A 13,911-nucleotide genomic window follows, 5' to 3' on the forward strand; every position below is an offset into this window, starting at 1 on the left:
CGATCTCGGCCGCAAGTGATGTGCCGCCCCCGCCCGTTCCGCCTACGGCACGGCCGTGCGGCCCTGCATGAGCCGGAGGATGACCACCACGAGGATGATGACCAGCAGCAGGTGAATGATGTCCCCGCCGAACGGGGTGACGAACGCCCCGAACACCCAGAGCAGCAGCAGGATCAGGATGATCGTTTCAAGTGAATAGCGCGGCATGGCGGAATCTCAGGGAGGAAGGTGGGTCGAGCAATCGGATGCTTGGCAACTCGTGTGCCCGTCGAACCGATTCCGATTTCGGGCTTCGATGCAACGACGAGTCGAGACCTGTTGCCCGCCGCCCGTCGTCGTAGTGCGCGTCTTCGCGCAACCCGATGCGCAAACGAACCTGCGGTAACCCTTGCATTTCCAGCGGTTTTGCCCGTCCCGGCTTGGCACATCCGTTGCTCCCGGTGCTGCCACTCTCGTTGCCGGTCCCTGGGATTGAGACTTCGCATGGTCGCACACCTGCCTACGAATGAATCGTTGGTCGATGAACTGGGCCGGATGTTTTCGAGCGAGCACGTTCCGCTGCGACACAAGACGCAAATCGAGATCGGGGCCGTGGACGTGGCCCGCACCCTCAGCGGGACGTGGGGGCCGACGACGCGGCGGCCGGCCAGCGGCGAGTTGCTGAAGCGGGTCCGCGAGAACCACCAGGCGATCCTCGACGTGTACCGGGAGCTGACCGTCTCGACCGAGGGGGGCGAGCAGCCCAGCCCGGAGGCCGAGTGGCTGCTCGACAACTTCCACGTCATCGACGACGTGTTCCGCGAAGTCGTGACGCACCTGCCGCAGAAGTATTACAACGAGCTGCCCGTCCTCAGCGACGGCCCGCTGATCGGCCTGCCGCGGACGTACGCGTTCGCCGTCGCGGTGCTGGTGCATTCGGACAGCGCCGTCGCGGAGGTCAGCCTCCGCGAATACGTCCGCGACTACCAGCACTACACGCCACTGAGCATCGGCGAGCTGTGGGCGCTGCCGATCATGCTCCGGGTCGGGCTGCTGGAAAGCCTCGCCCGGCTCGCCCGGCAGCTCCGGGCGGCGCGGGCCGAGCGGGCGCTGGCACATCAGGTCGTCCACCGGGCCGCGGCCGGCGACGCCATCGAGCTTCCGGAGCGGCCGAGCGACGCCTACGTCGTCGGCGTGCTGCACGCCCTCCGCGAGCTGCACGAGGTCCGCGCCGACCTGGACGAGCAGGTCCGCGGCTGGCTGGCGCACCAGCACGGCGAGCCGGACGAGGTCCTCCGCCGGGACAACCAGCGGCAGGCCGGCAACCAAGTCTCCATCGGGAACGCCGTCACGAGCCTGCGGCTGCTCGAGGCGCTCGACTGGGCCGCTTTCTTCGAGGACTTGAGCCTGACGGAGCAGATGCTTCGGAGCGAGCCGACCGGCGCGTACCGGCGGCAGACGTTCGCCACCCGCGACGCGTACCGCACGGCCGTCGAGAAGCTGTCCCGCGGGTCTGGCGTCGCCGAGGTGGAGGTCGCCCGTCGCGCGATCAAGCTCGCCGCGGCCGGGACGACGCCGGCCACCGGCCACGTCGGGCACTACCTCGTGGGCGACGGCCGCCGCGAGCTGATCCAAGACATCCGCTACCGCCCCGCCTTCCGCGACCGCCTCCGGGCGTTCCTGCTCGAGAATCCGAACCTCAGCTACTTCGGCCTGATGGCCCTGTTCGTCGCGGCGTTCGTCGCCGTCGTAATGGCCGTCATGGACCCGCCGACGTGGCCGCTCGCGCTCGCCGTCGCCGCCGTCGCGTTCCTGCCGGCGACGGAGGTGGCGGTCGCGGTGTTGAACTTCGTCGTTTGCCGGCTGCTGCCGCCGCGGGTGCTGCCGCGGCTCGACTTCCGCGACGGCGTGCCGGACGACTGCGAGACGTTCGTGGTCATCCCGTCCATGCTGACGAGTCCCGCCAGCGCGAAGGGTTTGCTCGACCGGCTGGAACTCCACTACCTGGCGAACCCGGACCCGAACTTCGTGTTCGCAATCTTGACCGACTTCGCGGACGCGCCGAGCGAAACGATGCCGGACGACACCGCGTGCGTGCAGGCGGCGCTCGACGGCGTGCGGGCGCTGAACGAGAAGCACGCCGCGGGCGGGCCGCCGCGGTTCTTCGTCCTGCACCGCCGCCGGCAGTTCAACGCCGCCGAGGGCGTCTGGATGGGGTGGGAGCGGAAGCGCGGCAAGCTCCACGAGTTCAACCGCCTCGTCCGCGGCGCGACCGACACGAGCTACGCGACCTGTTCGAGCGACCCGGCGACACTTCCCCGCACGCGGTACGTGATGACGCTCGACAGCGACACCGTGCTGCCGCGGGACGCCCTCCGCGTCCTCGTCGGCACGCTGGCGCACCCGCTGAACCAGGCCCGGCTCTCGGCCGACGGCCGGCGGGTCGAGGGCGGGTACTCGATCCTCCAGCCGCGGGTCAGCTTCCTGTACAAGACCGGGTTCCGGTCGTTGTTCGCGCGGCTGTACGCGTACTCGGCCGGGATCGACCCGTACTCGGCGGCCGTGTCCGACACGTACATGGACCTGTACGGCCGCGGAACGTTCACCGGGAAGGGGCTGTACGACGTGGACGCGTTCGAGGCGACCGCCGGCCGCGCGTTCCCGGACAACCACGTCCTGAGCCACGACTTGATCGAGAGCACGTTCGCCCGGTGCGGCCTCGTCAGCGACGTGGAAGTGTTCGACGACTTCCCGGCCCGGTACGCCGCCTACTCCCGCCGCGAGCACCGCTGGGCGCGCGGCGACTGGCAGCTCCTGCCGTGGCTCACCCCACGGGTTCCGACGGCGCACGACGGCAAACTCCCGAACCCGCTGCCGCTGCTCGAACGGTGGAAGGTGGCGGACAACCTCCGCCGCACGCTCGTCCCGGCGGCGATGCTGCTCATGCTCGCGCTCGGCTGGACGGTCCTGCCCGGCGGCGCGTGGGCGTGGTCGCTCGTCGCGCTCGTGGTCGTGGCGACGCCGCTCGTGCTGCACGTCTTCGGCAGCTTCCTCGCGATCCCGGCGATCGGCGTCCGCCAGTCGTGGGTGAACGCGCGGGCCGGGCTGCTCTCGACGGTCGGCCAGGTCGCGCTCGGCGTCGCGTTCCTCGCGCACCAGGCGTGGTCGCTGCTCGATGCCATCGGCCGGACGCTGTGGCGGCTGTTCGTGTCGCGGCGGCACTTGCTGGAGTGGGAAACCGCCGCGACGACGGAGGCCCGCCTCGGCGCGGGCTTCCGGGTGTCCCTCCGGCAGATGTGGACGAGTCCCGTCATCGCCGTCGGACTGACGGTGCTTCTCGGCCTGTACGCCCCGGCCGCGCTGCCGGCGGCGGTCGCGTTCCTGCTCGCGTGGTTCTGTGCTCCGCTCGTCGCCTGGTTCGTCAGCCGCCCGACGCCCCAAGTGAGCGCGGAGCTGAGCGCCGAGGACCGCCGGTTCCTCCGCCGGTACGCGTGCAAGACGTGGGGCTTCTTCGAGCAGTTCGTCGGCGACGAGGACAACTGGCTGCCGCCGGACAACTACCAGGAAACGCCCGTCGAACTCGTCGCGCACCGCACGTCGCCGACGAACATGGGCCTGCTGCTCACGTCCACGCTCGCCGCCCACGACCTCGGCTACGTCACGCTGCCGGACCTCGTCGAGCGGCTCAAGAAGTCGTTCGCGACGTTCGACCGGCTGGAGCGGTTCCACGGCCACTTCCTGAACTGGTACGAGACGCACACGCTCGCCCCGCTGCCGCCGGCCTACGTGTCGAGCGTGGACAGCGGCAACCTCATGGGCTGCCTGCTGACGCTCGCGCAAGGGCTGGAGGAAAAGGCAAAGGGAACGATCCCGTCGCCGGTGGCGGTAGACGGGCTGCGCGACCGGTTGGAACTGTTGCGCGAACGGCTGGAGAAGAACGACGCCAACGGCCCGCTCGCGCAGGCGGCCGCGAAGCACCTCGCATCGCCGGCCGCCGACCTCACGGACTGGGCCGCGCGGCTCGATCAACTCGCGCTGGTCGCGGACCGCCTCACGACGAACCCCGACGCGACGACCCGCCTCTACGCCGAGCGGTTCGCCGCCGCCGTGCGGGAGCAGCGGGAAGAACTCGATGCCTTCTACCCGGACCGACTCGATTCGGCGAAGCCCGCGACGCTGGCGGAACTGGCCGCGAAGGACAGCGAGAGCTATGTCGCCCGGCTGGCCGAGGAGCTGCGCGAGCTGGCGGAGACGGCCCGGCGGTTCGTGGACGAGATGGACTTCTCGCTCGTGTTCAACCCGACCCGGCAACTGTTCGCTATCGGCTACCACGTCCCCCGGCAGGCGCTCGACACGGCCCACTACGACCTGCTCGCGTCCGAGTCGTGCATCACCAGCTTCCTCGCCGTCGCCCGCGGCGTCGCCCCGCGGAAGCACTGGTTCCGGCTCAGCCGGCCGTTCGTGAAGGTGGCCGACCGGACGGGGCTGATGTCGTGGAGCGGCACGATGTTCGAGTACCTCATGCCGCGGCTGTTCCTCCCCGTGCCGAAGGGGACGCTGCTCGACGCCACGTGGCAGGCGGCCGTCGCCCGGCAGATCGAGTACGGCCGCCAGACGCGGGTCCCGTGGGGCATCTCCGAGTCCGCGTACAACCTGACCGACCGCATCGGCCAGTACCAGTACCAGGCGTTCGGCGTCCCCGGCCTCGGGCTGAAGCGGGGCCTCGGCCGCGACCTCGTGGTCGCCCCATACGCGACCGTGCTGGCCGTCGGCGTGGCCACGCCGGAAGCGATCGCGAACATCCAACGGCTCGCGGACACCGGCGCGGAGGGGCCGTTCGGCCTGTATGAGGCCATCGACTACACCCCGGACCGGCTGCCGCGGGCGCAGCGGCAGCACGTCATCCGGTCGTACATGGCCCACCACCAGGGGATGTGCCTGCTCGCGCTCGACAACGTGCTGAACGCCGACATCATGCCCGCCCGCCTCGCCCGCGAGCCGATGGTGCGGGCGGTCGATCTCTTGCTGCAAGAGCGCGTCCCGCTGGACGCGCCGGTCGTACCGAACCGGACGCCGGAGGCGCTGCGGTCGAAGCCGCCGACGGCGACGGACGCGGTCAGCCGGCGGCTGACGACGCCGACGCCGCGGGAGCCGCGGGCGCACCTGCTGTCCAACGGCCGATACGGCCTGATGATGACCAGCTCCGGGTCCGGGTACAGCCGCCGCGGGGACCTCGCCGTCGCCCGCTGGCGGGCCGACGGCACGGCCGACGCCTGGGGGCAGTTCTGCTACGTCCGCGTGCTGGACACCGGCGAGGCGTGGTCCGCCGGCCACCAGCCCGTGTGCAAGCCGGCCGACGACTACGAGGCGATCTACTCGGTGGACAAGATCGAACTCCGGCGGCGGGACGGCGAGATCGAGACGCTGTTGGAAGTGGCGGTGTCGCCGGAGGCGGACGCGGAGGTTCGGCGCGTCACGGTCACGAACTTCACCGGCCACCCCCGCGACATCGAGTTCACCAGTTACGCGGAAGTCGTGCTCGCCCCGCACGCCGCGGACGTGGCGCACCCGGCGTTCCAGAAGCTGTTCGTGCAAACGAAGTGGTTGGACGACACGAAGGCCGTCGTCGCGATGCGGCGGCCGCGGGCGGCGGACCAGCCGCCGACGTGGGGCGTCCACGTCCTCGCGACGGAGGCGGAACTCCTCCAGCCGCCGACGTGCGAAACCGACCGCGCCCGGTTCGTCGGCCGCCGCGGGACGCTCGCGAACCCGGCGGCGCTCGCCGGCGACCTGTCCGGCACGACCGGCCCGGTCCTCGACCCGGTGTTCAGCATCCGCTGCCGGGTCCGCGTCCCGGCGACCGGCCGCGTCACCGTCTGCTTCACCACCGCTGTGGCGAACTCCGAGGAGGAGGCGGTCGCGGTCGCCCACCGGTTCCACGCGCCCGCGGCCGTGGACCGCACGTTCGAGCTGGCGTGGGCACACAGCCGCGTCGAGCTGAAGCACTTCAACACCAGCATCCGCGAGGCGCAGCTCTACCAGCGGCTCGCCGGGGTCATGTTGTTCCCAACGCCGGCGCTGAGGGCGTCCGCCGAGTGCCTGATGAACAACCACCAGGGGCAGAGCGGTCTCTGGCGGCACGGCATCTCCGGCGACCTGCCCGTCGTGCTGTTGCACCTGACCGAAGGGCCGCAGTCGATGGAGTTGCTGAAGCGGCTCCTGACGGCCCACTCGTACTGGCGGTCGAAGGGGCTGCTCACGGACCTTGTAATCCTGAACGAGATGCCGACCTCGTACCAGGACAGCTTGGCGGACGAGGTGATGGGCCTGATCCGGGCCGGCGAGGCGCGGGACCGGATCGACCGGCCGGGCGGCGTGTTCGTGCGGAAGACCGACCAGTTCTCGCCGCAGGACCGGGCGCTGTTGCAGTGCTGGGCGCGGGTCGCGCTCGACGGCCGCCGCGGGTCGCTCGAGGACCAGATCGGCCGCACCGTCCGCGCGCCGCGGCTACCCGCCGCGTTCGCCCCGACGGCGAAGCCGGGGGAATCGCGGCGGTGGGCCGAAACGCCGGGCGACTTGCAGTTCTTCAACGGCGTCGGCGGGTTCTCGGCCGACGGCCGCGAGTACGTGATCGTCCCGCGGGACGCGGCCCCGCCGATGCCGTGGGCGAACGTGATCGCGAACCCGGACTTCGGGTTCCTCGTCACCGACTCCGGCGGCGGGTACGCGTGGGCCGGGAACTGCCAGCTCAACCGGCTGACGCCGTGGGGCAACGACCCGGTGTCCGACGCGCCCGGCGAGGTGCTGTACGTCCGCGACGAGCAAACGGGCGAAGTCTGGACGCCGACGCCGCTGCCGGCCGGCGGGCACACGCTCGTGCGGCACGGGGCGGGGTACACCGTGTTCGCATCCCGGCAGGGGGAGATCGACCAGGAGCTGACCGTCTTCGTCCCGCCGACGGACCCGGTGAAGGTGAACCACCTTCGGCTGACGAACCGTGGTCCGCACCGGCGGAAGCTGAGGGTGACGTACTACGTCGAGTGGGTGCTCGGGACGAACCGCGACATCACGGCCCAGCAGGTGCTGACGGAGGTTCCCGCGGATTGGGGGGTCGTCCTCGCCCGCAACCCGGCGAAGGCCGTCGCGCCGCAGGCCACGGCGTTCGCGGCGGCGAACGTCCCGGCCACGTCCGTCACCGTGGACCGCACCGAGTTCCTCGGCCGGTGCGGGTCGGTTGCACGCCCGGCGGCCCTCTCGCGCGCATCACTGTCCGGGCAGACCGGGCCGACGCTCGACCCGTGTGCCGCGTTGCAGGTCGTCATCGAACTCGGGCCGGGCGACACCTACGTCTTCCTCGGCCTGCTCGGCGAGGCCCCGGACCTCGTGAAAGCGCGGGAACTGATCGCGTACTACCGCGACCCGAACCGCGCGGCCGAATCGCTCGCCGCGGTCCGGCGGCGGTGGGACGAGTTGCTCGACGCGGTGCAGGTCCGCACGCCGTCGGCGGCGCTGAACCTCTTGCTCAACCGGTGGCTGCTCTACCAGACGGTCAGCAGCCGGTTGTGGGGCCGGACCGGGTTCTACCAGTCCGGCGGGGCCTACGGGTTCCGCGACCAGTTGCAGGACGTGATGGCCCTCGTACACGCCGCGCCGAAGCTCACCCGCGAGCAACTGCTCCGGGCCGCGCGGCGGCAGTTCCCGGAGGGCGACGTGCAGCACTGGTGGCACCCGCCGGCCGGCAACGGCGTCCGCACCCGATTCAGCGACGACTTCCTCTGGCTGCCGCTCGTCGCCTGCCACTACGTCACGACGACCGGCGACGCGACCGTGCTGGACGAGGTCGTGCCGTTCCTCGACGCCCCGCTCTTGGAGGAGCACCAGGAGGAGTCGTACACGCAGCCCCGCGTCTCGGCGGAGACGGCGACGTTGTACGAGCACTGCGTCCGGTCGCTGGAGAATGGGTGGAAGCTCGGGGCACACGGGCTGCCGCTCATGGGCGTCGGCGACTGGAACGACGGGATGAACAAGGTCGGCGCGGGGGGCAAAGGGGAGAGCGTCTGGGTCGCGTGGTTCCAGGCGGTGTGCCTCGACGAGTTCGCGAAGTTGGCGGAATCGCGGCAGGACGCGGACCGCGCCCGCATCTGTCGCGAGCGGGCGAAGCACCTGATCGCGGCGGCGGAAGAGGCGTGGGACGGGAAGTGGTACCGCCGGGCGTACTTCGACGACGGCACGCCGCTCGGCTCGGCGGAGAACGACGAGTGCCGAATCGACTCGCTCGCGCAGTCGTGGGCCGTGATCGCCGGCGGCGACCGCGGCCGCGCGACGCGGGCCGTCGGCGAGGCGGTGCGGCAGCTCGTGCGGCCGGACGACGGCATCGTCCTGCTGTTCGACCCGCCGTTCGATTCCGGCAAGCTCCAGCCCGGCTACATCAAGGGCTACCTCCCCGGCACGCGGGAGAACGGCGGGCAGTACACGCACGCCGCGATCTGGCTGTTGCGCGCGGTCGCGCGGCTGCGCCAGGCCGACGCCGCGTGGCAACTCTGCGAGATGCTCAACCCGATCCTCGACGCCGACACGCCGGCGGACGTGGCGACGTACAAGGTGGAGCCGTACGTCGTCGCGGCGGACGTGTACGGCCGCCCGCCGCACGTCGGCCGCGGCGGGTGGACGTGGTACACCGGGTCCGCCGGGTGGCTGTACCAAGTCTTTCTCGAAGACATCCTCGGCGTCCGCCGCGTCGGCGACCGGCTCGCCTTCGCGCCGTGCGTGCCGGCCGCGTGGGCGGGGTTCGAGGTGCGGTACCGGTTCGGGTCGAGCGTGTACGAGATTCGGGTGGAGGGGCCGACCGGCTCGACGCGCGAGATCGAAGTCGATGGTCAACCCGTCGGCGGCGAACTGGTCCTACGGGATGACAACGGCACGCACCGGGTTGTGGTGCGCGGAAAATGATTCCACGGAAACGCCCCCACCCTTCCCTGGAATCATTGCAAAAGGCCGGAATCATTTTTGAGAAATGACGCAACTCGTTGACATGTGGCTATTTGTACAGATAGCGGCCGTCTGGAATCATTTCCCATCGACCGGACGAATCGGGCCGCGGGTCGAGACGGGAAGCGGCGTGCGCGTACTCGCCCCGCGCAACCGCGTGCGCGGCCGCGGGAAGGGCGATGCCGATCGCGGAAAAAGGGCCGCGTTCACGGTGCGGAACGCTTACACAGCCACTACGCGGCCAAACATTTCTCGGATTAGTTTCTCTTGATGGGATCAGACCGTTAGGACGAACCGCGCGTCGAAAAAAATGGCCGGGCCGATGGCACGCGACATGCCGCCGCCGGTGGCATGTCGATTGCTTGAGTACAGTGCCGGTTAACAACGAGGAGTTCCATCATGAAGATACATTCCGAATCATTACTTGCGCCACGAACCGCGGAGATTGAATACGACATCGACGAGGAAACGCTCATCGAGGATTGCCGCGGCGCGACCCGGCCGGTGGAACTCATCGAGCAGAAGTTGGTGGCGTCGATGCGGAGCGGGTCGCTGAACCTCAGCCACCTGCAAACGTTCACCCGGCCGCACGAGCGCTAACCGAGACGTGAATCGCTTCCCACCGACCCCGCTCGACATGAGCGGGGTCGTTTGCTTTACCCACCCGTCCGCCGCACCGAAATCAGCCCCTGGCCCGATTCCACGATCCGCCCGACGCGCACGGCCGGCACGCCCGCCGCGCGACACGCGCGGATCACGTCCTCGGCGACGGCCGCCGGGACCGCGGCGAGCAGCCCGCCGGAGGTCTGCGCGTCCGCGAGCAGCATTTGCTCGTCCGGCGTCACGTCGGAATCGAACGTCACCCAGTCGGCCAGGAACTTCGCGTTCGCCCGCGTGCCGCCGGGGACGATGCCGGCCGCCACGTACTCGCGGGCCGCCGGCAGCACCGGCACGGCCGCCGCCCACACTTCCGCGGTTACCCGACTGGCGCTCGTCATGTTCCGCAGGTGGCCGAGCAGCCCGAACCCGGTCACGTCCGTCAGGGCGTGGACCGCGTGGCCGGTCAGCACCTCGGCGGCCTTGCGGTTGAGCGTCGTCATCACGCGGATGGCGTCGGCGATCGCGCCGTGCGAGTCCTTGTCGTTCTTCGCGGCCGTCGAGATGATCCCCAGGCCGAGCGGCTTCGTGAGGATCAGCGCGTCGCCCGGCTTCGCCCCGGCGTTGCTCAGCACCTTGTCCGGGTGGATCGTGCCGACGACGGCGAGGCCGAAGATCGGCTCCTCGCTCTTGATCGTGTGCCCCCCGACGATGGCGATGCCGGCTTCCGCGGCGACCGCGCACGCCCCGGCGAGGATGTCGCCGAGGACGGCCGCCGGCAGCGCGTCCGGGAAGCCGACGATGCTGAGCGCGGACAGCGGCTTGCCGCCCATCGCGTACACGTCGCTGAGGGCGTTCGCGGCGGCCACCCGGCCGAAGTCGCGGGGGTCGTCCACGATCGGGGTGAAGAAGTCCGTCGTGAGGACGAGCGCGAGGTCGGGCGAGAGCTTGTACACGGCCGCGTCGTCGGCGGTGGAGCTGCCGACGAGGACGTTCGGGTCGGTGACCGGCGGCAGCAGGCCGAGCAGCGGCAGGAGGAAGCCGGGCGGGTGCTTGGCGGCACAGCCGGCCCGTTTCGCGAGTTTCGTGAGGCGGAGCGGCTCGCCGGTGAGCATCGGGGTGTCCTCGGAGGGTGTGGGGGAATTGTAGGCGGGGACGGGTTGTCGTGATGTGTTAGTCGGTCCGAGGCTTTGCGAGGCCGGACACGGTGGCCGCACCGTCGAAAACGACCACCGCGTTCCGCGACCCTCTTTACCCCGAAGGGGTGGCACATGTCAGCCCAGGGCAACGCCCTGGGTCCGACCGCCACCCAAATGCAACAAGCCCTGAAAGGGCGACACCCGAACCGGTCCCGAACCGGTGTCGCCCTTTCAGGGCTTGGTCGTTGGTGGAGACCAATACCCAGGGCGTTGCCCTGGGCTGACATGTTGTGGCCTTTCAGGCCGAAAACCCGCCGGCGTTGAACGGCGGACTCGTCGGACGGTTGCCGGCCCGCCGTCGGGCCTCGTCGCAAAACCCCTCGACCCGCCCTACTTCGCCATCCGCTTCAGGCTCGCGGCCGCGTCCTGGGTCAGCAGGCTCGCCGGGTCGCCGGCCGCCAGCTTCGCCAGCTCCGCCCGCGCCTCGGCGTTGCCGATTCGTTCCAGCACCTCCACCGCCCGCGCCTCCGTCGGGTTCGGCAGCACCGGCTTGACGATCGCCGCCAACAGCTTCTCGACCCGCTCCTTCGCCTCCGGCGACGGCGTCGTCTCCAGCGTCGCCCGCAGTTCCTTCTCCACCAGCTTGCCGAGCCGCTTCAGGTCCTTCATCGCCGCCTCGCGGGCGGCGAACGCGGGGGCGTCCAGGTCGGCGAGCAGCTTCGCGACGCCCTCCGCCGTCGGCCGCGCCGCCGCCGGGACCGGCTTCACGTGCTCGCGGACCAGCTTCACCGCCACGTCGGGGCGGTCGGTTAGCTCGCGGATCGCGGCCCACGCCTCCTTCGCCGACTTGCCGCCGAGCTTGTCCCACAACTGCGGCGGCTCGGTCGGGGCCGCCTCCCACGGCTTCTTCGCGTCGTTGCCGGTCGCGTCGAACAAGAGCACGGTCGAGTCCTGCCAGCCGACGGCCAGCGTGTTGCCGTCCGGGGAGAACGCGAGCGCCGAGATGCCGGCGTTGTTCGTCGGAATCTCGGCCCGGACTTCGCCGGACGCCCACTCGACGAGGCGGACGGTGAACCGGCTGATGCCCGCCGCCTGGTCCGACGGCGCGATCCCGGACACGGCGAACGTCCGGCCGGTCGGGTGGAACACCGGCGGCTGCGCCTGGCCGTTGGTGACCCCGGCCAGCGTGCGGACCAGCTTCCCGGTCGGCAGGTCCCACACGAGCAGCCGGCTCTGCTGGTCCAGCGACAGGACCGACCGGTTGTCCGGCGACGGGTGCAGGAACGGCGAGTGCGACCGCCCGGTCTGCCCGCCGGCGGCCAGCTTCGCCCCGGTCCGCAGGTCGAACGTCGTGAACTCGGTGGTCGCCTGCCCGGTCCGCTGCTCCTGGACGTTGCACATCACGCCGAAGTACGCCCCGTCCGGCGAGACGGCCGTGGCCATGCCGTTGACGTACCGGACGTTCTGGTCCACGTCCATCTTCAACTCGGCGAGCGTCTGCCCCGTCTCCGTGTCCCACGCGGCGGCGGAGAAGACGTACTTATTCCGCTGGTAGTATTGGCCCGCCGCGCCGACCCGCCGGCCGTCGGCGGACAGGGACGGCCGGGTGTTCGCCGACCCGCCGGCCGCGTTCGGGAAGAACAGCGTGAACTGCTCCTGCCCGGTCGCGAGATCGACGACCGCGACGCCGCCGTTGCCGCCTTGCAGGTAGATCGTCTGCGTGTCCGGCGAGAACGCCCCCTGGTAGACGTTCCAACTGTTGGTCCACCGGACGGCCCGGCCGGGGCGGCGGACGGGGAACGCCGCCGTCCCCCGCGCGGCGACGGGGATGCTCGTGTACCCGTAGGTCTCGACCTCCGCGCCGGTCGCGGCGTCCCACCGGACGACGCGGCCGTCCTGCCCGGCGGTGACGATCTGCTTGCCGTCGGCGGTGAACTGGATGTGGCTGACCGGCCCGAAGTGCCCCTCCTGCGGCGTCAGCACCTTGCCCGGCACGGTCCAGACCTGCATCGTCTGGTTGAACAGCCCGAACGCGACGGCCGGGCCGTCCGCCGGGAGGGCGACGGCCTCGACCGAGTTGGTCGGGGCGAACCCGGTCCCGAGCCGCTTGCCGGTGTCCGCCTCCCAGACTTGCACCGCCCCGTCCTGCGAACACGCGGCCAGCCGCTCGCCGTCCGCGGAGACGAAAATCTTCTGCCCGACGTTCGACCGGGTGATGTACTGCCGCAGCTTCTTCCCGGTGGCCACGTCCCACGCCTCGATCGGCCCGCCCTGGCCGCCGGTGTAGAGCGTCTTCCCGTCGCGGGAGAACTTCGCGGCCGTCACGGTCATGCCGCTCGTCCGCAGTTTGGCCAGCTCCTTCTTGCCGTCCACGTCCCAGAGTTCGACGATCGACGCCGTGTTCTCCTCGTTGTTCTTGACGTAGTACTGGCCGAAGGAGGCCAGCCTCTTGCCGTCGGCGGTGAGGACCGCCTGGATGTAGTTCGACTGCGCGACCTTCAACTCGGCGACGATGTCCCCCTTGTCGGTGTCGTAGACGTAGGCGTGGGACTGGTTCTCCTGCTGCGGGTAGCGGGTCCCGAACGCCATCCGCTTCCCGTCGCCGGACAGCGTGACCGTGCCGTCCGCGAGCGCCTCCATCCGCCGGGCGAGGCCGTTGTTGTTGTTCCGGTTCTGGAGCTTGGCCGTGATCTCGCCGGTCGCCGGGTTGACGACGCTGGCGGCGTTGTACGCGGCGATGACGAGCCGCTCGCCGGTCGGCGAGTAGCTCATGCCGTACCCGTACTGGAGTTGTTCCTTCAGCTTCACGGTCTTGACCGGCTTGCCGGTCTCGACGCCGATGAACACGAGCTTGTCCGGGGCGACGAACTGCACGATGGTCGAGCCGTCCGGGGCAAGGGTGGCGTGCCGGTTGTACCCCTCGACGCGGAACAGGGTGGACCCGAGCCGGAGCCTGGCCCCCGGCGGCAGGGGCGTGGCGTCGTCCTGCGCCGGCAAGGCGACGGGGATACTCAACAGGACGGCCGCGAGGAGGAAGCGCATGACGGACCCCGGAGAGGGCGAGCGGAGATGGGGTTATGGTAACGGATCGGCCGGCGGGTCGCCCGCGGCGTTACAGGATTGTGACGGCCCCGACTTCCGAAGTCCGGCTTCGACTTCGGAAGTCGATCCCGCGCAGGAGCGTTCGCGGAAATCGAGATACGCCGTC

General features: G+C 70.4%; 5 protein-coding genes. 2 read left to right on the top strand and 3 right to left on the bottom strand.

The annotated features are described in order from the left end of the window. Positions 1-42: 42 nt before the first annotated feature. Positions 43-207, bottom strand: coding sequence for a lmo0937 family membrane protein (locus AC5JJ2_RS25860; RefSeq protein ID WP_495860939.1), 165 nt, complete (start codon positions 205-207; stop codon positions 43-45). A 276-nt stretch (positions 208-483) separates the two neighbouring features. Here AC5JJ2_RS25860 and AC5JJ2_RS25865 point away from each other — a divergent pair, with 276 nt between their 5' ends. After that, on the top strand, positions 484-8,928 hold the full coding sequence (locus tag AC5JJ2_RS25865) for a GH36-type glycosyl hydrolase domain-containing protein (RefSeq protein WP_495860940.1): 8,445 nt from the start codon (positions 484-486) through the stop codon (positions 8,926-8,928). A 438-nt stretch (positions 8,929-9,366) separates the two neighbouring features. Beyond that, positions 9,367-9,567, top strand: coding sequence for a hypothetical protein (locus AC5JJ2_RS25870; protein WP_495860941.1), 201 nt, complete (start codon positions 9,367-9,369; stop codon positions 9,565-9,567). Positions 9,568-9,623: 56 nt separating this feature from the next. Here AC5JJ2_RS25870 and selD read toward each other — a convergent pair whose 3' ends face one another. Both selD and AC5JJ2_RS25880 read right to left on the bottom strand, forming a co-directional pair. Beyond that, on the bottom strand, positions 9,624-10,679 hold the full coding sequence (gene selD, locus AC5JJ2_RS25875) for a selenide, water dikinase SelD (protein WP_495860942.1): 1,056 nt from the start codon (positions 10,677-10,679) through the stop codon (positions 9,624-9,626). Between the two features lie 414 nt (positions 10,680-11,093). After that, positions 11,094-13,745, bottom strand: coding sequence for a WD40 repeat domain-containing protein (locus AC5JJ2_RS25880; RefSeq protein ID WP_495860943.1), 2,652 nt, complete (start codon positions 13,743-13,745; stop codon positions 11,094-11,096). Positions 13,746-13,911 lie beyond the last annotated feature (166 nt).

It is taken from the genome of Limnoglobus sp. (genome assembly GCF_059499385.1).